Below are 20,850 nucleotides of genomic sequence, written 5' to 3' on the forward strand. Positions count from 1 at the left end.
CGGAAACCGCACGCCCGAGGGAGCCCACCGTGATCGGACACACCGACAACGCCATCGAGATCGACGCGCCCGTCCCCTTCGTCTTCGCGCAGACCAACGACGTGCGGAGCTGGCCGGAGCTGTTCAGCGAGTACGCCAAGGCCGAGATCCTGGAGGAGGGGACGGACTCGGTCACCTTCCGCCTCACCATGCACCCGGACGAGCAGGGCCGCGAGTGGGCCTGGGTGTCGACCCGGGCCTGGGACACGAGCACCTGGACCGTCCGGTCCCGGCGGGTCGAGAAGGGCCCGTTCGAGTTCATGAACATCACCTGGACGTTCGAGGAGCTGGCGCCCGACCGCACCCGCATGCGCTGGGTGCAGGACTTCGAGATGAAGGAGGGCGCGCCGCTGGACACCGCCGGGATGACCGAGCGGATCAACGCCAACACCGCCGTCCAGATGGATCTGATCAAGGACAGGCTGGAGCGGCGGCGCCGGACGGTCGTCGGCTTCCACGACGTGCCCGCCAACCGGCGGCGCGGCGGCGACCTGCGCGCGATGGTGTCGCCCGCGACATCGGGCTCGACGTCCGGGTTCTGCGGGGCGGTGCGGCTCGCGCCGGGTGAGAAGGTCACCGAGCACTACCACCCCTACTCCGAGGAGTACCTGTTCGTCGCGACCGGCGAGTTGCGGGTCGAACTGGATGGCGAGCCGATGGCGGTCGGCGCCGAGCAGGCGCTGCTGATCCCGCGCGACGTCCGGCACCGGCTCGTGAACGAGGGGGACGCGGAGGTCCTCGCGGTGTTCCAGCTCAGCCCGCTCGCGCCGCGGCCGGAGCTCGGCCACGTCGACACCGAGGAGTACCCCGGGGAGGCGTCGTGAGGCGCGTCGCGGTCACCGGGATCGGGGTCGTCGCGCCCGGCGGCCCGTCCCGCGAGGAGTTCTGGCAGCGGATCGTGGACGGCAAGCCCGCGATCCGGCGGATCAGCGCGTTCGAGCCGTCCGGCTACCGGTCGCAGATCGCCGCCGAGATCGACTTCGACCCGGCCCGGTACGGGCTGACGCCGCGTGAGACACGGCGGATGGACCGGTTCGTCCAGTTCGCGGTGGCCTGTGCGGACGAGGCGCTCGCCGACTCCGGGATCGAGCCGGCGGACCGGGACCGGGTCGGGGTGTCGCTCGGCTCCGCCGTCGGCGCGACGATCACACTGGAGGACGAGTACGTGGTCGCGAGCGACCACGGCCGCGACTGGGTCGTCGACCACCGGCACGCGATGCCGTTCCTGTACCAGGCGCTCGTGCCGTCCAGCGCGGCGGCGGAGCTGTCGGTCCGCTACGGGGCGCGCGGCCCGGCGGCGGTCGTGTCGACCGGCTGCACGTCCGGGATCGACGCGCTCGGGCACGCCCTCCAGCTCATCCAGGACGGCGAGGCCGACGTGATGATCGCCGGGGCGGCCGACGCGCCGATCTCCCCGATCACGGTCGCGTGCTTCGACGCGATCCGGGCGACGACCCCGTCCAACGACGACCCGGAGCAGGCGTCCCGCCCGTTCGACAACGACCGCCGGGGCTTCGTGCTCGGCGAGGGCGCCGCCGTCCTCGTGCTGGAGGAGCTGGAGCACGCGCGGGCGCGCGGCGCGGACATCTACTGCGAGGTCAGCGGGTACGCGGCCCGCGCCAACGGGTTCCATATGACGGGTCTGCGCCCGGACGGGTTCGAGCTCGGCGTGGCGATCGCCGACGCGCTCGACCAGGCGACGCTGAACCCCGACGACATCGGCTACATCAGCGCGCACGGCTCGGGCACCAAGCAGAACGACCGGCACGAGACCGCCGCCTACAAGCGCGCGCTCGGCGACGCCGCCCGGGACGTGCCGATCAGCTCGATCAAGTCGGTGGTCGGGCACTCGCTCGGCGCGATCGGCTCCATCGAGATGGCGGCGTGCGCGCTGGTCATCGACCGGGGCGTGATCCCGCCGACCGCGAACCTGCACACCCCCGACCCCGAGTGCGACCTCGACTACACGCCGCTCGTGGCGCGGGAGGCCCGCGTCGACCACGTCCTGTCGGCGGGCAGCGGGTTCGGCGGGTTCCAGTCCGCGCTGGTGTTCAGCCGGGCGGGGGCGTCATGAGCCCGCGCCGCGCCGTCATCACCGGGCTCGGGGTCGTCGCGCCGACCGGCATCGGCGTCACCGGGCACTGGGAGGCGACGCTGGCGGGCGAGTGCCGGATCTCGCCCGTCCGCGACTTCGACGCCTCCGCGCTGCCGGTGCGCCTCGCCGGGCAGGTGGATGGGTTCGAGCCCGCGGAGTTCGTCGAGAACCGGCTCGCCGTCCAGACCGACCGGTGGACCTGGCTGGCCCTCGCCGCCACCCAGCTCGGGTTCGTGGACGCCGCGCTCGACCCGGCGAAGGAGGACCCGTTCCAGCTCTCGGTCGTGACGGCGAGCGCGTCCGGCGGCAACGCCTTCGGGCAGCGGGAGATCCAGGCGCTGTGGCAGGAGGGCCCGCGCCAGGTCAGCGCCTACCAGTCGATCGGCTGGTTCTACGCGGCGAGCAGCGGCCAGATCTCGATCAGGCACAAGCTGAAGGGCGCCTGCGGGGTGCTGGTCGCCGACGCGGCGGGGGCGGTGGAGGCGCTCGCGTCGGCCCGCCGCCAGATCGGCCGGGGGCTCGCGGCGGTCGTGACCGGCGGCACCGAGGCGCCGCTGTCGCCGTACGCGCTGGCCTGCCAGACGAGCCAGGGGACGCTGAGCGGCGAGACCGACCCGGCCCGCGCGTACCGTCCGTTCGCCGGCGACGCGACCGGCCACGTGCCGGGGGAGGGCGGCGCGATCCTCGTCGTCGAGGAGCTGGCGCACGCGCGCCGGCGCGGCGCCCCGCAGGTCTACGCGGAGGTCGCGGGCACCGCTTCCACCCACGACGCCTTCCACGTCACCGACGCCGCGCCCGACCACACGCAGCTCGCGCGGGCGATCCGGCTGGCGCTCGAACGCGCGGGCGCCGGGCCGGGCGACATCGGCGCCGTCTTCGCCGACGGCGCCGGGGTCCCGGCCCTCGACCGGCTGGAGGCCGCCGCGCTCCGCGAGGTGTTCGGGGCCCGGGGGGTGCCGGTGGCGGTGCCGAAGACCATGACCGGACGGCTGTGCTCCGGCGGCGCGGCCCTCGACCTGGCCTGGGCCGCGCAGGCGCTGAGCACCGGGATCATCCCGCCGTCGGTGAACCTGGCCGGGCGGGACGACCTCGACCTGGTCACCGGGCCGAGGGAGGCGCCGGGCCTCACCGCCGCACTCGTGGTGGCGCGCGGTGCCGGAGGCTTCAACTCGGCGGCCGTCCTGAGGAGGTTCGATGCGTGACACGCAGGCCCGTCACCGGTGGATGGCCGTCGGCTCGGCGCTGCTGCTCGCGCTCTCGCTCGCGGGGGGCGGCGACGCCGAGGCCGAGACGCCTCCGGCCCATGCGGAGGGGGCGCTCCCGAGCGGCGCGACGTGGGTCATGGACGTCCCGTCCGGCTGGAACGGCACCGTCCTGCTCTACAGCCACGGCTACGTCGCCGAGGGGCAGCCGAACCCGGCGCGCAACGCCTCCACCGACGCCGTCCGCGACGCCGCGCTCGCCCGCGGCTACGCGCTGATCGGCTCGTCCTACTCGCGGACGGGCTGGGCGGTCGGCGAGGCCGTCCCCGACCAGCTCGCCACCCTGGAGGAGTTCACCCGCCGCTTCGGCGCGGCGCGCCGTGAGATCGCGTGGGGTACGTCCTACGGCGGCCTCGTCACCACGGCGCTGGCGGAGCGGCACGGCGACCGCTTCGACGGGACCCTCGCGCTGTGCGGCCTGCAACAGGGCGGCGTCGCCCACTTCAACGCCCTGCTCGACACCACCCACGCGGTGAAGACGCTCATCGGCGGGCTCGACGACGTGCCGCTGACCGGCGTGCCCGACCAGGCGACTGCGACGCGCTGGGCGGGCCGGGTGACCGAGGCGCTGCGCCGGGCGCAGGAGACCCCGGAGGGGCGCGCCCGCGTGTCCCTGGCGGCGGCCCTGTACAACCTGCCGTCCTGGCCGGGGCCGATGGTGCCCGAGCCCGCGCCGGACGACTACGACACCTGGGAGGTCAACCAGCACCGGCACATGGTGGGCCCGTTCTTCAACGTCGCCTACACGTGGCGGGCGGAGGCCGAGGCGCGCGCCGGGGGCAACGTCTCCTGGAACCGCGGCGTCGACTACCGCTCGCTCCTCGCCGCGTCGTCCGACCGGAAGGAGGTCGAGGCGCTCTACGGCAAGGCGGGCCTGTCCCTGCGCGCCGACCTGCGGGCGCTGAACGCGGGGGCCCGGGTGGCGCCCGAGCCGTCGGCGGTGGCGAACCTGGCGCGCACCGGCCTCTTCAGGGGAAGCCTGCGGGCGCCGATGCTGACCGTCCACACGACGGGCGACGGCGTGGTGCCGATCCAGGTGCAGAACAGGTACCGGCGCCTCGTCGGCGACGGCGCGCTGCTCGGCCAGGCGTACGTCCGGCGGGCGGGCCACTGCGCCTTCACCGCCGGCGAGGTGCTGGCGGCGCTCGGGGCCCTGGAGGCGCGGCTGGACGGGCGGACCTGGTCGCTCGACCCCGCCGCGCTCAACCGGGCCGCGCGGGACATCGACCCGGCCGCGCCCGCGTTCACCCCCGCCGCTCCCGGCCCCTACCTGCGTCCCTTCGACGCCCCGCACCACCCGGACGGAAAGGGAGGCTCGTGATGCGGTTGACGGTGTTCGGCGCGACGGGCGGCATCGGCGGGCCGTTCGTCCGCCAGGCGCTCGACGCGGGCCACGAGGTCACGGCGGTGGTGCGCGGCGACCCGGCGGCCCTCATCGACGAGATGCGGGAGCGCGCGGGCCGGTTCATCGCGGTCCGGGCCGACGTCATGGACCCGGTCGGGGTCGAGCCCCACATCTCCGGCCGCGACGCCGTCGTCTCCGTCCTCGGCTCGCCCGGCCGGGGGCCGTCCACGGTCCGCGTGGAGGGCGCCCGGAGCGTGACGGCGGCGATGGGGAAGGCCGACGTGCGACGCCTCGTGATCGTGAGCACGAGCGCCGCGTTCACCGAGGTGAAGGACGACCCGTTCGCGCGGCTCGTCGTCAAGCCCCTCGTGCGCCGAATCCTCAAGCACCCCTTCGCCGACGCGCGCGGGATGGAGCGGGTCGTCCGCGAGTCCGACCTCGACTGGACGATCGTCCGGTCGCCCCGGCTCACGGGCGGCGGGCTCACCCGCGACTACCGGATGGGCGTGGACGGGGGACTGCGGGGCGCCTACCGCATCTCCCGCGCGGACCTCGCCGACTGCCTGATCGGGATCATCGACGATCCCGACTTCCACCGGGCGACGGTGTCGCCCGGGTACTGACCCGCCCGCTCCTCGGCGCGCTCCCTCGTGAGCAGCCGGCGCCCTTGGTCCTCGTTCCGCCCGTGAGGACCAAGGGCGCTGCCGGGCGCGGGGGTCAGTTCCGGGGTCAGTTCCGCTTGGCCTGGCCGATCACGCCGCAGGCGAAGCGTCCGCCCGCGTCGCCCGTGGCGAGGGACGCGGCGTCCGGCCCCTTCTTGCCGTCGGCGGTGGTGTAGCGGTCGGGGATGTTGGCCTGGTTGTCGGGCAGCGCGTGGATGATGATCGCACTGCCGTCGGCGTCCAGCAGGTGCTTGGCCTGGAAGCGGTCGGTGACGGTCTCGCCGGACCCGCGCCCGTTCTCGTCGACCAGCAGCGTCGGCAGGTCGCCCGAGTGCGAGGGGTGGGTGTGGGTGGAGTCGAGGTTCAGGTGGCCGCCCGCGGTGAAGAACGGGCTGACCTTGCCGGTGTTCGGGTCGACGGCCTCGGGGTCGCACTTGCCGGTCGTGTGGACGTGGAAGCCGTGGAAGCCGGGCGGCAGGTTCCACGCCCGGACCGTCAGCCTCTCGTGGGTGGGGCCCTGGTCGGCGACGGTGAGCGCGCCGACCACGTTGCCCTTGGCGTCGCGGATCTGGGCGGTGAGGGCGCGGTGGCCGCCGTCGGTGGCGGCGTTGACGGCGGCCGATACCGCCACCGTCCCCGCGAGCCCGCCGACCGTGGCCAGCACCGTGAGATGGGCGACCGAAAGGATCTTCTTCATTCCGTCCCTTTCCGGATGGGCGGGCAACGGGGGCAAGGCACCCGCCGGGGCCCTTGGTAGCGCGGCAGGCCCTGCGGCGCAAGGGTTCCGGCGAACCGGGCAGGCAAGGAACAAGGATTGGCAGCGACGGTCAGAACGCAGGTGAAGGGGTCTGGTCTTATCCAAGAATTAATAGGAAACTTACCTATCGGATCGGCCCCACCCCTGTCCCCGCCAAACGGGAGCCACGATGTCCGTCAGGACCCACCCCACGTCCCACGCCCCCCGCACAGCCTCCCATCCCGCCCCCTACGTCCTCGCCGTAGGACGGTTGTTCCTGGCCTGGATCTTCCTCTGGGCCTTCCTCGACAAGCTCTTCGGCTTCGGCAAGCCGACCAAGTCCGGCTGGCTGGACGGGACCTCCCCGTCCAAGGGCTTCCTCAGCCACACCGAAGGCCCCTTCAAGGGCATGTTCCACGCCATGGCAGGTCAGACCTGGGTCGACGCGGCCTTCGTGTTCGGTCTCGGCGGCCTCGGGATCGCGCTGACCCTCGGCATCGGCCTGCGCATCGCCGCGGCGGGTGGAACGCTCCTGCTCCTCAACCTGTGGGCCGCCTCGCTGTGGCCCGAGGCCAACCCGTTCATGGACGAGCACTGGATCTACGCGGCGCTGCTCGTCGCGGCCGCGTACGCCAACGCCGGCGACGTCCTCGGCCTCGGGGGCCGCTGGTCCCGGACGGCCCTCGTCCGCCGCTACCCGTTCCTGCGCTGAGGCCGACTCCCCGCGCTGATATTCAGCGCTGAGCCACCCTCACGGCGGGCCGTTGTAATGGCCGGTCCGAAAAAGGCGACCCGCCGTGAGGGGACAGCGACAGATGACCTCGCGCGCAAGCGCGGTATTCCCTTTCAGAAAGGCCCCGGCTTCAGGAAGGTCCCTGATCGACCCGGGGAAGACGGCCGAGGGTGGCCGCGTACTCCGCCACCAGCTCCCCGACGATCTCCGCCGCCGGAAGGATCTCCTTCACCAGGCCCGCCGACTGCCCGGCCTCGACCTTGCCCCGCACGACGTCTCCCTCGAACGCCGCCATCCGCAGCGTGGACGCGGCGAACACGGCGCGCCGCAGGTCCAGCTCCGCGCCGGTGCGCTCCAGCTCGCCCATCCGGTCGGCGAACTCGTTGGCCAGCAGCCGGATCATGCCGAGCTGGTGGCCGACCGTCCGGGTGTCGCCGACCCCGGCCGCGAGGACGGCCTCCTTGTAGGCGGGATGCAGGTTCGACTCCACGCTCGCGAGGAACCGGGTGCCGAACTGCGCGCCGTCCGCGCCGAGCGACAGCGCCGCCGCGAGGCCCGCGCCGTCGGCGAAGCCGCCCGAGGCGACGATCGGGACGCCGGGCGCCGACCGCACCACCGACCGCACCATGACCAGCGTGGAGACCAGCGCGGCGGGCGGATGGCCGCCCGCCTCCGCGCCCACGACGACGAGCCCGTCCACCCCGGCGGCGACGGCCTTGGCGGCGTGCTCCTCGCCCGCGACGACGTGCAGGCAGGTCGTCCCGAGGTCCTTGAACCGCGGCAGGTAGCGCTTCGGGCCGCCCTGCGAGGCGATCAGGATCGGCACCCGCCGCTCGCACAGCAGGTCGATGACCTCGTCCACGCCCTTGCGGTACAGCGGCAGGTTCACCGCGTACGGGCGGTCGGTGCCCGCCTCGACCTCGTCGATGGCGCGCTCCAGGTCGGGCAGCCGCATCGGCCCGGCGGCGATCACGCCGAGCCCGCCCGCGCGCGAGACCGCGAGCGGCAGCGCCGAGCCCGACGAGGCCCACGACATCCCGGCCTGGACGATCGGCAGGTCGGTCCCGAGGAGCCGGGTGAGCGGCGTGTCGATCCTCACCCGTCCTCCAGCAGCTTGCGCGCGTGCTCGGCGAGGTGCCGCTTCTGCACCTTCGAGCTGGCCGTCATGCCGAACTCCTCGAAGCCCGCGACGACCCGCAGGTGGCGGGGCGCCTTGAACCCGGCGAGCCGCTCGCGCGCCCAGCCGAGGATCTCCTCCGGCTCGGCCTCGCGGCCCTCGGTGAGGACGACGAACGCGAACGGCACCTCGATCAGCCGCGCGTCGGGCACGCCGACCACCGCCGCCTGCTTGATCTTCGGATGGCGGTGCAGGCAGTCCTCCACCTCGGTCGGGGAGACGTTCTCGCCGCCGACCCGGATCAGGTCCTTGGCGCGGCCGACGAACTCCAGCCGCCCGTCCGGGCCGAGCCGTCCGAGGTCGCCGGTGGACAGCCAGCCGCCGGGGGAGAGGGCGGCGGCCGTCTCGTCGGGCATCTCGAAGTAGCCCTTCATGACGTTCCAGCCGCGCACGAGGATCTCCCCGACCCCGCCGGCCGGCACCTCGCGACCGGTCTCGGGGTTGCGCAGCCGCACCTCGACGCCGGGCTCGGGCAGCATCCGCCCGGACGCCCGCACGTCCTCGGGCTCCCACCAGGCCGACTGCGCCACGTTCGGGGACGCCTCCGACAACCCGTACCCGACGACGCACTCGGTGGCGCCCAGCTCGTCGATGATCCGCCGGACGATCCCGGGCGACGCCGCCGCCCACGCGCCGCGCAGGTTCAGCCTCCGTCCCGGACGGTCCGGATGGTCGAGCAGCATCAGCGCGATCGTGTCGTTGCCGGAGAAGTGCGTGCAGCGCTCGGCCTCCATCAGCCGCAGCGCCTCGCCGGCCTCGAACCGGTCCATGGTCACGAGCGTCGTGACGTGCTGGAGGCACGCCAGCACCGACAGCGTGCTGCCCGCCGCGTGGAAGAACGGCCGCGCGCTGTGGAACCGGTCGCCCGCGCGCAGCCCGAGCCGCGCGCCGGAGAAGAACGCGTCCGCGCACATGTTGCGGTGCGTCAGCAGGACGCCTTTCGGATAGGACGTCGTGCCGGAGGTGTACTGGATCAGCAGCACGTCGCCGGGCGCCGAGCACGGCTCGACGGGCGGCGCGTCCGCGGCGAGGAAGTCCTCCCACGACCGCGCGGCGGACGGCACGTCCGCGCCGAGCACGACCACGTCCCTCAGGTCGGGCAGCGCCGGGTCGGGCAGGGCCTTGTCGACGCCGGGGCAGATCCGCCGCAACATCGCGGTGAACTCGCTGCTGAGGAACCGGTCGGCGGTGAACAGCAGCGTCGCGCGGGACTGCCGCAGCACGTAGGCGATCTCGTCGGCCCGCAGCCGCGTGTTGACCGGCACGGTCACCGCGCCGAGCGAGCCGATCGCGACGAACAGCGACACCCAGCGTGGACCGTTCCCGAGGCAGACCGCGACATGGTCGCCCCGGCCGACGCCGGCGGCGGCCAGCGCCGCGCGGACGGCCGCGACCTCCGCGTCCAGCTCCGCGTAGGTGATGTTCCCCTGCGCGGAGACGACCGCCTGGACGTCCGCGCCCACGGCCGCCGCGCGCCGCAGCGCCGCGTCGGCGGTCAGCGGGCAGATCGCCTCCAGGTTCACCGGCCCTCCCTCTTCCCAGTCTGTTCTCCCGAGGAGGGACGACCCCCCACACCCCCCGGAAAAGCCTGTTTCTCCGAGGGGGGACGACCCCCCGCACCCCCCGGAAAGGCTTTTTCTCCCGAGGCCGGACGGATCGACCCGTCGAACGCGCTGACCCCGGCGCGCCAGGCGCCGTCGGCCAGGCAGCGCTCGATCGCGGCCATCTCGATCCTGATGCCGTTGGCGAGGTCGGTCTCCGCGCCGAGGTCGATCGCCTGCTTGGTGAGGGCCATCGCGAGCGGCGGCGCGTCCGCGATCGTCCGCGCGAGCCGCTCCCCGGCCTCGGCCAGCTCCGCCGCCGGGACGATCCGCGCGACCAGCCCCACCGCCGCGGCCTCCTCGGCGCCCATCGTCCGGGAGGTGAACAGCAGCTCCTTCGCGCGGCGCTTGCCGATCACCCGCTGGAGCCGCTGCGTCGCGCCGACCGTGCCCCAGTGCGGCTCGGGGAACCGGAACGTGGCGTCGTCGGAGGCCACCACGAAGTCGCAGGACATGGCGATCTCCCCGCCCGACCCGACGACCGGGCCCTGCACCAGCGCGACCACCGGCTTGGAGCAGCGCTCGATCGCCTCGTAGGCGGCGAAGGAGGCGAGCCGCCGCGAGCGCACCCACGCCTCGTCCCGCCCCTTGCGCTCGCGCAGGTCGGCGCCCGCGCAGAACGCGGGCCCGTTCGCGCGCAGCAGGACGGCGCGGACGTCCGGGTCGGCGTCCAGCTCGGCGAACGTCTCGCGCAGCCGGTGGCACATCGGGAGGTTCAGCGCGTTGCGCGCGGCCGGCCGGTTCAGCACGGCGTGCGCCACGCCGTCCTCCCGGCGCACCAGCACGGGATCGTCGTCCCTCTCGTCGGCACTGCCAGCGGACATGCTCAAATCGTCCCTTCGTCGCGAAGCCGGGAGATCTCCGCCTCGCCGAGCCCGAGCAGCTCGCCGAGCACGGCGGCGGTGTCGGAGCCGAGCAGCGGCGGCGCGGCGGGCTCCGGATCGTCGTAGCCGTCGATGCGCAGCGGGGTGCGCAGCGCCGGAAAGCGGCCCTCGACGGGGTGGTCGAAGTGCCGGACCATGCCGCGTTCCACGGTGTGGGGGTCGGCGAGCGTCTCCCGCACCGAGTTCACCTCGCCGGCGGGCACGCCCGCCGCGCGCAGCGCCGTGGCCAGCTCGTCGCGCCGCCACCCCGCGAACGCCTCGGTGAGGGCCGCGGTCACGTGGGCGCGCCGGGCGACGCGTCCGGCGTTGGTGGCGAGGTCGGGGTCGCCCGCCAGCTCGTCCAGGCCGAGGACCTTGCACAGCGGGCGCCAGTGGTGGTCGCTGCCGCTGATGTGCAGCCACCGGCCGTCCGCGCACTCGAACGCGGCCGACGGCACGCGCCCCGGGTGCCCGGTGCCGGTGCGCACCGGGTCCTCGTCCAGCGCGAACAGCCGCGCGGCGGCCACCGCGAGCAGGCTGACCTGCACGTCCATCATCGCGAGATCGGCGTGCCCGCCGCGCCCCGAGGCGTCGCGCCCGGCCAGCCCGGCGAGCGCGGCGATCACGATCCACAGCCCCGAGGTCAGGTCGGCGACCGGGACGCCCGCCTTGGCGGGCGGCGTGTCCGGGTGGCCGGTCAGCGCCATGACGCCCGACAGCGCCTGGAAGATCGTGTCGTAGCCCTTGCGGTCGGAGTAGGGCCCGGTCTGGCCGAAGCCCGTCCCCGACACATACACCAGGCGCGGGTTCTCCTTCGCCAGCGCCTCGTAGCCGAGCCCGCGCCGCTCCATCGCGCCGGGCAGGAAGTTCTCGACCAGGACGTCGGCCTGCCGGGCGAGCCCCCGCGCGATCTCCTGCCCCCGGGGGGAGGACAGGTCGAGCGTGATGGAGCGCTTGCCCCGGTTGAAGGCGAAGAAGTAGGCGCTCTCCCCGCCGGGGAGCTTCGGCTCGAACAGCCGCGACTCGTCCCCGCCGCCGGGCCGCTCCACCTTGATCACCTCGGCGCCGAGGTCGGCGAGGATCTGGGTGGCCATGGGCCCGGCGAGCACCCGGGAGAAGTCCAGTACGCGAATCCCGTCCAGTGGCCTCACGGGCGGAACCCGCGCATGATCGCGTTCACGTCCGCGCCGGTGCGCATGGCCTCCTCGAACGGCAGGTCGGCGACCCGGTAGAACAGCGCCTTGGCCGCGATCATCGCGTCGGCGTTCACCTCGGCCCAGCCGGTCGCGATCTCCAGCGCCGCCTCGACCTCCTCGCCCGGCTCGACGACCCGGTTGGCGATGCCGTACTCGGCCAGCTCGGCCGCGCTCAGGATCCGGCCGGTGCTGACCAGCTCGAAGGCGAGCTTGCGGCCGAAGTGCCGCTGCAACCCGGTCATCACGACCGCCGGGACCAGCGAGTGCCGCAGCTCGGGGTAGCCGAGCCTGGTGTCGGACGCGGCGACCATCATGTCGCAGCCGATCGCCAGGCCCGCGCCGCCGCCCATCGCGTGCCCGCGCACGGCGGAGACCACCGGCTTGGTGAGCTGCTGCGGGAGCATCTGGCTGCGCATCGTCAGCTCCGCGCGCTGGACGACCGCGCCCTGGTCGGCGGGCGTCAGGTCCTTGAACTCGGTCAGGTCGGCGCCCGCGCAGAACGCGCGCCCCGTCCCGGTCAGCACGACCGCGCGGACGGCGCCGTCGGCGTCGGCCGCCTGGAGCGCCGCGAGCAGCGCGGCGGTCAGTTCGGTGTTCAGCGCGTTCAGCTTGGCGGGACGGTTCAGCCGAAGCACACGGACGGCGCCGTGGTCCTCGGTGACCAGCACGTCGGTCGACGTTTCACGCGTGAGCATCCTGGAACTCCTTCCGGCCGGCCGGGCCGAACCCGGCGCGGGCGACCATGCTGTAGAGGGTCCGGCCGAGCGCCTCCTCGCACATCCGGGACGCGGCCATGACCTTGTCGAGGTCGAGCCCGGTGTCCACCCCCTCGGACTCCAGCAGGTTCACCAGGTCCTCGGTGCAGACGTTCCCCGTCATGCCCTCCCCGTACTGGATGCGGGCGGGGTGGCCGCCCACCCCGCCCAGGGAGCTGTCGAAGTCGCGGCACCCGGCCTCCAGCGCCGCCACGCAGTTGGCGATGCCCGAGCCCCGGGTGTTGTGGAAGTGCGCCACGACCGGGATGTCGGGCCGGGCCGACGACACCCGCTGGAACAGGGACCTCACCGCGCTCGGCGTGGCGAGGCCGGTGGTGTCGCCGAGCGTGACCATGTCCACGCCGAGGTCGGCGAAACGCGCCGCGTCCTCGGCGACGACGCCGGGGTCGACATATCCCTCGAACGGGCAGCCGAACGCGACCGAGACCACCCCGACCAGCCTGAACCGCCCGGCGGCGAGCCGCACCATCTCGGTGATCCTCGCCCACTGCCGTTCCCTGGTGGTGCGCATGTTGCGCTCGGTGTGCGACTCGCTCGCCGAGACCAGCAGGCTCAGCTCGTGCGCGCCGTGCCCGGCGTCGAGGTCGGCGAGGGCGCGCTCGACGGCGCGCGGGTTCGGGCAGGTCGCCTTGTACGACACGCCCGCCGGCCGGGGGAGCCCGGCCAGGACCTCGCTCGCGTCGGCGAACGCCGGGACCCGCCCGGGGTGGCTGTAGGAGGTCGCCTCGGCGCGGCGGAACCCCGCGTCGGCGAACGCGCCGATCAGGGCGATCTTGACGTCCGCCGGGACGTGCGTCTCCTCGTGCTGCAGGCCGTCACGGGCGAAGCATTCGCAGATCGTGACTCCGTCGGTCATGTACGGCCGCCCCTCCTGAAGTGTCGCCACACGGGTCATCACCTTGAGGGATACACGGCTGGTGTTGATGATGTCAACACCGCACGACGCGACGTGCGCGAGCGGTGACCGTCAGTGTTCGGCACGCTCCAGCGCGCGGCCCACGGCGGCCAGCTTGCGCAGCGCCGAGTCGAGGACTTCCTGCTCGTCAGGGCTGAGGCAGGCGAGAAAGGCCGCGTTGCGGTCGTTGGCGGCCGAGATCAGCCCGCGGTAGAGCGACTTCCCGCTGCGGGTCAGCGAGAGCTGCGTGGTGCGGCCGGGGCCGGGCTGGCGCTCCAGCAGGCCGCGCTCGGTCAGCTTGCCGACCACCCGGCTCATCTGCGCCTTGTCCAGCCCGGCGAGGCGGGCGAGCTGGTTGACGGTCTGCGGCTCGTCGGCGCCGAGCAGCGCGACCGTCCGCCATTCGTGCAGGCTGACGCCGTATTCGCGGCGGTAGCGGAGGGCGGCGCTGCGCGACAGCGCGTTCGCGACGCGGTGCAGCCGGTAGGACAACAGCTCCCGGATCGGCAGGAGTGCTGTCGTTTCGGCGGCGGGATCCGCGGAGCGGGCGGGATCTGCGTTCATGCGCCCACTGTAAAGCCGCGAATCGATACCGCGATAGGTGTTGACAAATACAACACTTGGTTCTCAGACTGCTGACCTGTACCGATCACCGTCGGTTGACCCGCATACCTGCCCACAGTACGAGGGAGGGCGCAATGCCCGCAGAGCCGTCCACCGCCACCCTGCTGATCGACGGGGAGTGGCGCACGGGGCCCGCCGCGTTCGAGGTGGTGGATCCGGCGACGCTGGAGGTCGTCGCGCACGCCGCCGACGCCGGCCCGGACGAGGCGCTCGCGGCGCTGGAGGCCGCCTGCGCGGCGTTCCCCGGCTGGCGCGCGACGGGCTCGGAGGACCGCGCCACGGCCCTGCGCGCCGCCGCCGCCGCGATCCGCGCCGCCGCCGGGCCGCTCGCCGAGCTGATGACCAGCGAGAACGGCAAGCCGCTGCACGAGGCGCGCGGCGAGGTCATGGGCAGCGCCCGGATGCTGGACTGGGCGGCCGAGGAGGGCCGCCGGGCCGACGGGCGGGTCACCCCGGGCAACCCGAACGGCCCCGGGCTGGTGCTGCGCACCCCGGTCGGCCCCGCCCTCGCGATCACCCCCTGGAACTTCCCCGCGAGCATGCTGGTCCGCAAGGTCGGCCTCGCGCTCGCCGCCGGCTGCCCGGTGATCGTCAAGCCCGCCGAGCAGACCCCGATGATCGGCACCGAGCTGGTGCGGATCATCAACGAGGCCGCCGCGCTGCCCGCAGGCGTGCTCCAGTCGATCACCACGACCCGCCCGGCCGAGGTCGTCGGCGCGCTGCTGGACGACCCGCGCCTGCGCAAGGTCAGCTTCACCGGCTCGACCGAGGTCGGGCTGAGCCTGATCCGCTCCACCGGGTCGCGGCTGCGCCGGACCTCGCTGGAGATGGGCGGGCACTCCCCGGCGGTCGTGTTCGACGACGCCGACCTGCCCGCCGCCGCCGCGGCCGTCAGCGCCGCCAAGTTCGCCAACGCGGGGCAGAGCTGCATCGCGATCAACCGGCTGTACGTCCAGCGCGGCGCGCTGGAGGCGTTCCTGCCGCTGCTGCTGGAGCGGGTCGCGGCGCTGCGCCCCGGGCACGGCGCCGACGAGGGCACGACGCTCGGCCCGCTGATCGACTTCGCCGGCCTCGACAAGGTCGAGCGGCACGTCACCGACGCCGTCAAGCGCGGCGCCGCGGTCGCCGCCGGAGGCCGCCGCTGGAGCGCCGAGGGCGCCGCGCGCCCCGGGCTGGCCGGCGCGTTCTACGAGCCGACCGTTCTGACCGGGGTGGACGACTCGATGCTGATCAGCTCGGAGGAGACGTTCGGGCCGGTACTGCCGATCTACGCCTTCGACGACGACGAGGACGCCCTGAACCGCGCCAACGCGAGCGAGTACGGGCTCGCCGCCTACGTCTTCGGCTCGGCCCTCGGCCGGGTCTGGCGGGCGGTGGAGGCCCTGGACTTCGGCATCGTCGCGGTCAACGACCCGGCGCCGGTGCGGCCCGAGCTGCCCTTCGGCGGCATGAAGAACAGCGGCCAGGAGCGCGAGGGCGGCAGCGAGGGCATCGACGCCTACCTGGAGACCAAGTCCGTTTCGGTGAAGCTGTGAGGACGGTGGCATGACGATGGAGCAGCAGGCCACCCGCGAGCGGGCGGGTGCGGCACAGGCGAGGGACCTCGCCGAGCGGGACGTCCGCACGATCGTCCACCCGCACAGCGTGATCGGGGAGCCGGCCGAGCCGCTCGTCCTCGACCGGGGCGAGGGCGCGCTGGTGTGGGACGTGCGGGGCCGCTCCTACATCGACGGCACCTGCGGGCTGTGGCAGTGCCCGGTCGGCCACGGCCGCCGGGAGCTGGCCGACGCCGCCGCCGAGCAGATCGCGAAGCTGGAGTTCTACTCCTCCTTCGGCGACTACTCCAACGAGCCGTCGATCAAGCTGGCCGAGAAGCTGCTGGAGCTGGCCCCCGCGGGCCTGCGGCGGGTGTTCTTCACCAACGGCGGCTCCGAGGGCAACGAGACGGCGATCAAGCTGGCGCGGCTCGCGCAGCACCACGCCGGGCACCCCGAGCGCACCATCGTGCTCGCCCGCTCGGCCGGGTACCACGGGATGGGCGGCGGCTCGCTCGCCGCGACCGGCATCGACCGGCTGCGGGAGGGCTACGGGCCGCTCGTCCCGGGCATCGAGTTCCTCGGCAAGCCGCACGCCGTCGCCGGGGACCCCGGCACGGCCGACCGGCTGATCGCCGAGTTGGAGGAGCGGATCGAGTCGATCGGCCCGGAGCGGATCGCCGCGTTCATCGGCGAGCCCGTCCTCGGCGTCGGCGGCATGGTCCCGCCTCCGGACGGCTACTGGCCGAGGGTGCAGGAGGTCCTGCGCAGGCACGGCATCCTGCTGATCGTCGACGAGATCGTCACCGCGTTCGGGCGCACCGGCCACTGGTTCGCCAGCGAGCGCTACGGCATCGAGCCCGACATGATCGTCACTGCGAAGGGCCTGTCCAGCGGATACATTCCAATGGGGGCCGTTCTCATCGGCCAGCGCGTGCTCGACCTTGCCGAAGGCGCGGCCTTCCTGCACGGCTTCACCTACAACGGCCATCCTGTCGGCGCCGCCGTCGCCCTCGCCAACATCGAGATCCTGCGGCGGGAAAATCTTCTAGAACGAGCCACCACGCTCGGTACGCGGCTGCTGGACGCGCTGCGACCCCTTGAGGAGCTCGACCACGTCCTTGAGGTCCGCGGCGTCGGGCTCATGCTCGGCATCGAGTTCACCGGGGGCGACACCTCCGGGGTGCAGGCCGGGGCGCGCGCCGAAGGCGTGATCGTCCGGGCCTCCGGCACCAGCATCGTCCTCTCTCCGCCTCTGGTCATCACCGAGGAGCAGGTGGATACCCTCGCGCGGGTCCTGAAAGAGCAGGTCAGGGCGGCGCACTAGTTAAAAATCCGTCGGGGACCACACCACCGAGCACTGGAGGAGACCGTGCGTCGGAACATAGGCATCAAGACCAGGGCCGCGGCCGCCGGTCTGGCCGTGACCATGGTCGCGGCATGCGGCATCGGCAACCCGTCGAAGAAGAGCGACGCGCTCACGTTCGTGTCGACCGGCAGCCCCTTCCAGGACTACCAGAACAAGGCGTGGGCCGAGCCGTTCACCGCCCAGACCGGGGTGAAGGTCCGCAACGACGGGCCGACCGACGAGGCGCGCATCAAGACGATGGTCGAGGCGCGCAAGGTGAGCTGGGACGTCGTCGACACCAGCGCCGCCGCCGCCGAGCAGTACTGCGGCAAGTACCTGGAGAAGCTCGACTTCTCCGTGATCGACAAGAACGTCTTCCCGCCGGACACCGTGGGGGACTGCGGCGTCCCGGCCTACAACTACAGCCTGATCTTCATGTACGACAAGCAGAAGTACAAGGACAACCCGCCCACCAAGATCGGTGACTTCTTCGACGTCCAGAAGTACCCCGGGCGGCGGATCGTCCCGCCGGAGATCGCGGTCGGCCTGCTGGAGGCGGCCCTGCTCGGCGACGGCGTCCAGGAGAAGCAGCTCTACCCGCTGGACCTGAACCGCGCGTTCCGCAAGCTCGACCCGATCAAGAAGTCGACCACGTTCGCGAAGACCTACGGCCAGCAGCAGCAGATGATGGTCGACCGCCAGGTCGACATGTCGCTGGTCCTGTCGGCCCGCGCCTACCAGTCGCTCAAGGCGGGCGCCCCGTTCGAGCCCGTCTTCGACAAGACGGTAGTGAACTGGGATGACCTGGTGGTGCCCAAGGGGGCTCCGAACAAGGAACAGGCGATGAAGTTCATCGCCTTCGCCTCCCGGAACGACCCGTCGGCGAAGCTGGCCGAGCTGGCCTCCGTCCAGCCGATCAACGAGAGCATCGTGCCGAAGTACGACCCGATCCAGCAGCGGGTCAACCCGTTCACGCCCGACCGCAAGCAGTCGATCGTCCGCTCGAACTCGCAGTGGTGGGGCAAGAACTTCGACGAGGTCACCAAGCGCTACACCACCTGGCTCGCGGGGTGAGGCATCCATGACGACCACGACGATCAAGGCTCGGTCGCAGGGACGCGAGGCGACGCGCCCTCGGGGGCGCGCGGCCTGGTTCGTCCTGCCGGCGACGGCGCTGTTGCTGGTGTTCTTCTTCTATCCGATCGCGACGATCGTGTGGCGCAGCCTCACCGAGCCCGACGCCGGGTTCGGGAACTACACGGCGCTGCTGCACGACGGCCTGTCGGTGAAGGTGCTCGTCAGGACGCTGGTCACCGCGCTCATCGTGGCCGCGACGACCCTGGTCATCGCCTACCCCTACGCGTACGCGATGACCAAGGTCCGCCCCCGGACCCGCGCGGTGCTGACGGTGATCGTCCTGCTGCCGTTCTGGACGTCGCTGATGGCCCGCAACTTCGCCTGGTACATGCTGGAGCAGCGCGGCGGCCCGATCGAGCGGTTCCTCGGCCTGATCGGCTTCGACGGCGTCGTGCTGCTCGGCACGGTTGCGGGCGTCACGGTGGCGATGGTGCAGGTGATGCTGCCGTTCATGGTGCTGCCGCTGTACAGCGCCATGGAGCAGATCGACCCCCGGCTGCTGGACGCGGCGGGCAGCCTCGGCGCCCCGCGCTGGCGGGCCTTCGGGCGGGTGTACGTCCCGCTGTCGGTGCCGGGCATGCTGTCGGGCTTCTCGCTGGTGTTCATCATGACGCTCGGCTTCTACATCACCCCGGCGCTGCTGGGGTCGCCGCAGAACTCGCTGATCTCGCAGGTGATCAGCGAGCGCGTCAGCAAGCTGCTGGACTTCGGCGGCGCGGGCGCGCTCGGCACCGTCCTGCTCGGCGTGACGCTGCTGGTGCTGTTCATCGTGTCGCGGTTCGGCGGACCGGCGAGGGCCCTCGGAGGGGCGGTGACCCATGACTGAGGCGACGGAGACCCGCGAGAGGGAACCGGTCAAGGCGCAGCGGGACGGCGGGATCGGCTGGGGCCTGCGGACGGCCGTCGGGCTGACCGCGCTGCTGCTGATCGCCCCGACCGTGGTGGTGATCCCGATGAGCTTCTCCGGGGCCACGACGTTCGAGTTCCCGCCGAAGTCCTGGTCGCTGCGCTGGTACAAGTCGTTCTTCGGCTCCGAGAAGTGGATGTACGCGCTTCTCACCTCGGTCCAGATCGGGCTGCTGGTCGCGGTGGCCGCGACGATCCTCGGGGTCGCGGTCGCGCTGGGGCTGACCCGGTCGCGCTTCCGCGGCCGCGGCGCCGTCCGGCAGCTGATGATGGCGCCGATGATCATGCCGGGGATCGTGGTCGCGATCGCGATCTACGGCGTGTTCATCCGCTGGCAGCTCAACGGCACCGCGATCGGCTTCGTGATCGCCCACACCGTCCTCGCGCTGCCGTTCGTGGTGACGGCGGTGTCCACCAGCCTCGCCGGGTACGACCGGACGCAGGACATCGCCGCCGCGACCCTCGGCGCCACCGCGTGGACGACGTTCTTCCGCATCACGGTGCCGCAGGTCCTGCCGGGCGTGCTGTCCGGTTTCGCCTTCGCGTTCGTCACCTCGCTCGACGAGGTCGTCGTCGCGCTGTTCCTGCAAACGCCCGACATCCAGACCCTGCCGGTGCAGATGTACAACTCCATCACCCTGGAAATCGACCCCACCATCGCTGCGGCGTCGAGCGTGATGGTGGTCGCGACCACCCTCGTGCTGCTCGTCCCGCAGCTCGTGCGCCGCGAGCGGAGGACACGATGAACCCCAACAGCCAGGAAGCCGCCCGCGGAATCCGCATCAAGGGGGTCTCCAAGCTCTACACCGGGACGTCGCACCCGGCGGTGGACGAGGTGTCGCTCGACATCGCCGACGGCGAGTTCATGACGTTCCTCGGCCCGTCCGGGTCGGGCAAGACGACGATGCTGTCGATGCTCGCCGGGTTCGTGTCGGTGTCGGCGGGGTCGATCGAGATCGACGGCCGCGACGTGTCCCGGCTGAAGCCGCACAAGCGCGACCTCGGCGTGGTGTTCCAGCAGTACGCGCTGTTCCCGCACCTCAGCGTCACCAAGAACGTCGCGTTCCCGCTCCAGCAGCGCAAGACGCCCAAGGCCGAGATCGCCAGGCGGGTGGCCGAGACGCTCGACCTCGTCCACCTCGGCGACTACGCCGACCGGCTGCCCGGCCAGCTCTCGGGCGGCCAGCAGCAGCGGGTGGCGCTGGCCCGCGCGGTCGTCTACGAGCCCCGCGCCCTGCTGATGGACGAGCCGCTCGGCGCCCTCGACAAGCGGCTGCGCGACCAGCTCCAGCGGGAGATCGCGCGGATGCACCGCGAGCTCGGGATGACGTTCATCTTCGTCACCCACGACCAGCACGAGGCGCTGACGCTCTCCGACCGCATCGCGGTGTTCAACGAGGGCCGGATCGAGCAGGTCGGCAAGCCCGCCGACCTGTACGAGCGGCCGGAGACGCTGTTCGTCGCCGAGTTCCTCGGCGAGTCCACCGGGTTCCGGGGGACGGTCGACAAGGCCGCCGGGATCCTGCGCTGCGGCGGGCACGAGCTGCGGGCGCCGCGCCTGGACCCGGAGCTGGACCGGTGCGCGGGCGTCGCGGTCGTCCGTCCCGAGCGGCTGAAGCTGCACGTCGACGACACCGAGGTCCACGCCGAGCACAACCACATCGGCGCGACCGTCACCGAGATCGTCTATGTCGGCGACCGGCACCAGGTCGGGCTGAGGTTCGCCGACGGCACCAAGGGCCTCGCCTCGCACCCGGTCGGCTCCCCGCTGCCCGCGATGCCGGGCGAGGGCGTCACGGTGAGCTGGGACCCCCGGCACCAGGCGATCGTCCGCGACCACGCGGGCGGGCCCGCCGCGCCCGCCGCCGTCCCGGCCGGGGCGTGATCCGCCGCCCCTCCACCCGCACCGATCCGAGATGA

The 20,850-nt window shown here is 72.8% G+C and carries 20 protein-coding genes; 12 read left to right on the forward strand and 8 right to left on the reverse strand.

Annotated features, from left to right (window positions below):
• Nucleotides 1-29: 29 nt before the first annotated feature.
• The 5 genes from GNZ18_RS43705 to GNZ18_RS17855 are packed head-to-tail and all read left to right on the forward strand — an operon-like array spanning nt 30 to nt 5,364.
• Nucleotides 30-863: a cupin domain-containing protein gene (locus GNZ18_RS43705; RefSeq protein ID WP_312874588.1), complete on the forward strand. Its 834-nt coding sequence runs from the start codon at nt 30-32 to the stop codon at nt 861-863.
• Entirely contained in the window at nt 860-2,113 is a 1,254-nt protein-coding gene (locus GNZ18_RS17840) for a beta-ketoacyl-[acyl-carrier-protein] synthase family protein (protein WP_242884365.1), read from the forward strand. Before GNZ18_RS43705 ends, GNZ18_RS17840 begins: the two co-directional genes overlap by 4 nt.
• Nucleotides 2,110-3,336, forward strand: coding sequence for a beta-ketoacyl synthase N-terminal-like domain-containing protein (locus GNZ18_RS17845; RefSeq protein WP_156217654.1), 1,227 nt, complete (start codon nt 2,110-2,112; stop codon nt 3,334-3,336). The genes GNZ18_RS17840 and GNZ18_RS17845 overlap by 4 nt, the downstream gene beginning before the upstream one ends.
• A complete protein-coding gene (locus GNZ18_RS17850; protein WP_216651341.1) occupies nt 3,329-4,717 on the forward strand; it encodes a prolyl oligopeptidase family serine peptidase in 1,389 nt (462 codons plus the stop codon). Before GNZ18_RS17845 ends, GNZ18_RS17850 begins: the two co-directional genes overlap by 8 nt.
• Complete coding sequence (locus GNZ18_RS17855) at nt 4,717-5,364, forward strand: NAD(P)-dependent oxidoreductase (protein WP_156217655.1); 648 nt, start codon at nt 4,717-4,719, stop codon at nt 5,362-5,364. The genes GNZ18_RS17850 and GNZ18_RS17855 overlap by 1 nt, the downstream gene beginning before the upstream one ends.
• Before the next feature lie 106 nt (nt 5,365-5,470).
• Here GNZ18_RS17855 and GNZ18_RS17860 read toward each other — a convergent pair whose 3' ends face one another.
• Nucleotides 5,471-6,100, reverse strand: a complete 630-nt coding sequence (locus GNZ18_RS17860) for a superoxide dismutase family protein (protein WP_156217656.1) — start codon at nt 6,098-6,100, stop codon at nt 5,471-5,473.
• A gap of 229 nt (nt 6,101-6,329) precedes the next feature.
• Here GNZ18_RS17860 and GNZ18_RS17865 point away from each other — a divergent pair, with 229 nt between their 5' ends.
• Nucleotides 6,330-6,851, forward strand: a complete 522-nt coding sequence (locus GNZ18_RS17865; RefSeq protein ID WP_156217657.1) for a DoxX family membrane protein — start codon at nt 6,330-6,332, stop codon at nt 6,849-6,851.
• Between the two features lie 151 nt (nt 6,852-7,002).
• On the opposite strand, the gene GNZ18_RS17870 is transcribed toward GNZ18_RS17865, so the two are convergent.
• From GNZ18_RS17870 to GNZ18_RS17900, 7 genes are all read right to left on the reverse strand, one after another.
• On the reverse strand, nt 7,003-7,971 hold the full coding sequence (locus GNZ18_RS17870; RefSeq protein ID WP_214617094.1) for an NAD(P)H-dependent flavin oxidoreductase: 969 nt from the start codon (nt 7,969-7,971) through the stop codon (nt 7,003-7,005).
• Nucleotides 7,968-9,572 (reverse strand): AMP-binding protein, encoded by a 1,605-nt coding sequence (locus GNZ18_RS17875; protein WP_216651342.1) that lies wholly within the window; start codon nt 9,570-9,572, stop codon nt 7,968-7,970. Before GNZ18_RS17875 ends, GNZ18_RS17870 begins: the two co-directional genes overlap by 4 nt.
• Complete coding sequence (locus GNZ18_RS17880; protein ID WP_156217658.1) at nt 9,569-10,474, reverse strand: enoyl-CoA hydratase/isomerase family protein; 906 nt, start codon at nt 10,472-10,474, stop codon at nt 9,569-9,571. Before GNZ18_RS17880 ends, GNZ18_RS17875 begins: the two co-directional genes overlap by 4 nt.
• Nucleotides 10,475-10,476: 2 nt before the next feature.
• Nucleotides 10,477-11,664, reverse strand: a complete 1,188-nt coding sequence (locus GNZ18_RS17885; protein WP_216651343.1) for a CaiB/BaiF CoA transferase family protein — start codon at nt 11,662-11,664, stop codon at nt 10,477-10,479.
• Nucleotides 11,661-12,404 carry an enoyl-CoA hydratase/isomerase family protein gene (locus GNZ18_RS17890; RefSeq protein WP_156217659.1) on the reverse strand — a complete coding sequence of 248 codons (744 nt, stop codon included), beginning with the start codon at nt 12,402-12,404 and terminating at the stop codon, nt 11,661-11,663. The genes GNZ18_RS17885 and GNZ18_RS17890 overlap by 4 nt, the downstream gene beginning before the upstream one ends.
• The gene (locus GNZ18_RS17895) at nt 12,391-13,341 is read right to left on the reverse strand and encodes a hydroxymethylglutaryl-CoA lyase (protein ID WP_156217660.1); all 951 of its coding nucleotides are present in this window, start codon (nt 13,339-13,341) and stop codon (nt 12,391-12,393) included. The genes GNZ18_RS17890 and GNZ18_RS17895 overlap by 14 nt, the downstream gene beginning before the upstream one ends.
• A gap of 111 nt (nt 13,342-13,452) precedes the next feature.
• Nucleotides 13,453-13,944: a MarR family winged helix-turn-helix transcriptional regulator gene (locus tag GNZ18_RS17900; RefSeq protein ID WP_156217661.1), complete on the reverse strand. Its 492-nt coding sequence runs from the start codon at nt 13,942-13,944 to the stop codon at nt 13,453-13,455.
• A gap of 134 nt (nt 13,945-14,078) precedes the next feature.
• Here GNZ18_RS17900 and GNZ18_RS17905 point away from each other — a divergent pair, with 134 nt between their 5' ends.
• Genes GNZ18_RS17905 through GNZ18_RS17930 form a run of 6 tightly spaced genes read left to right on the forward strand, consistent with a single transcriptional unit; the run spans nt 14,079 to nt 20,815 of the window.
• A complete protein-coding gene (locus GNZ18_RS17905) occupies nt 14,079-15,539 on the forward strand; it encodes an aldehyde dehydrogenase family protein (RefSeq protein WP_156217662.1) in 1,461 nt (486 codons plus the stop codon).
• 10 nt (nt 15,540-15,549) lie between these two features.
• On the forward strand, nt 15,550-16,866 hold the full coding sequence (locus GNZ18_RS17910) for an aminotransferase family protein (RefSeq protein WP_216651344.1): 1,317 nt from the start codon (nt 15,550-15,552) through the stop codon (nt 16,864-16,866).
• A 45-nt stretch (nt 16,867-16,911) separates the two neighbouring features.
• Complete coding sequence (locus tag GNZ18_RS17915; RefSeq protein WP_156217663.1) at nt 16,912-17,961, forward strand: ABC transporter substrate-binding protein; 1,050 nt, start codon at nt 16,912-16,914, stop codon at nt 17,959-17,961.
• A 7-nt stretch (nt 17,962-17,968) separates the two neighbouring features.
• Nucleotides 17,969-18,850, forward strand: coding sequence for an ABC transporter permease (locus GNZ18_RS17920; RefSeq protein ID WP_156217664.1), 882 nt, complete (start codon nt 17,969-17,971; stop codon nt 18,848-18,850).
• Nucleotides 18,843-19,676, forward strand: a complete 834-nt coding sequence (locus tag GNZ18_RS17925) for an ABC transporter permease (RefSeq protein ID WP_156217665.1) — start codon at nt 18,843-18,845, stop codon at nt 19,674-19,676. The genes GNZ18_RS17920 and GNZ18_RS17925 overlap by 8 nt, the downstream gene beginning before the upstream one ends.
• Nucleotides 19,673-20,815, forward strand: a complete 1,143-nt coding sequence (locus tag GNZ18_RS17930; RefSeq protein WP_156217666.1) for an ABC transporter ATP-binding protein — start codon at nt 19,673-19,675, stop codon at nt 20,813-20,815. Before GNZ18_RS17925 ends, GNZ18_RS17930 begins: the two co-directional genes overlap by 4 nt.
• Nucleotides 20,816-20,850 lie beyond the last annotated feature (35 nt).

It is taken from the genome of Actinomadura litoris (genome assembly GCF_009733595.1).
GTDB lineage: Bacteria > Actinomycetota > Actinomycetes > Streptosporangiales > Streptosporangiaceae > Spirillospora > Spirillospora litoris.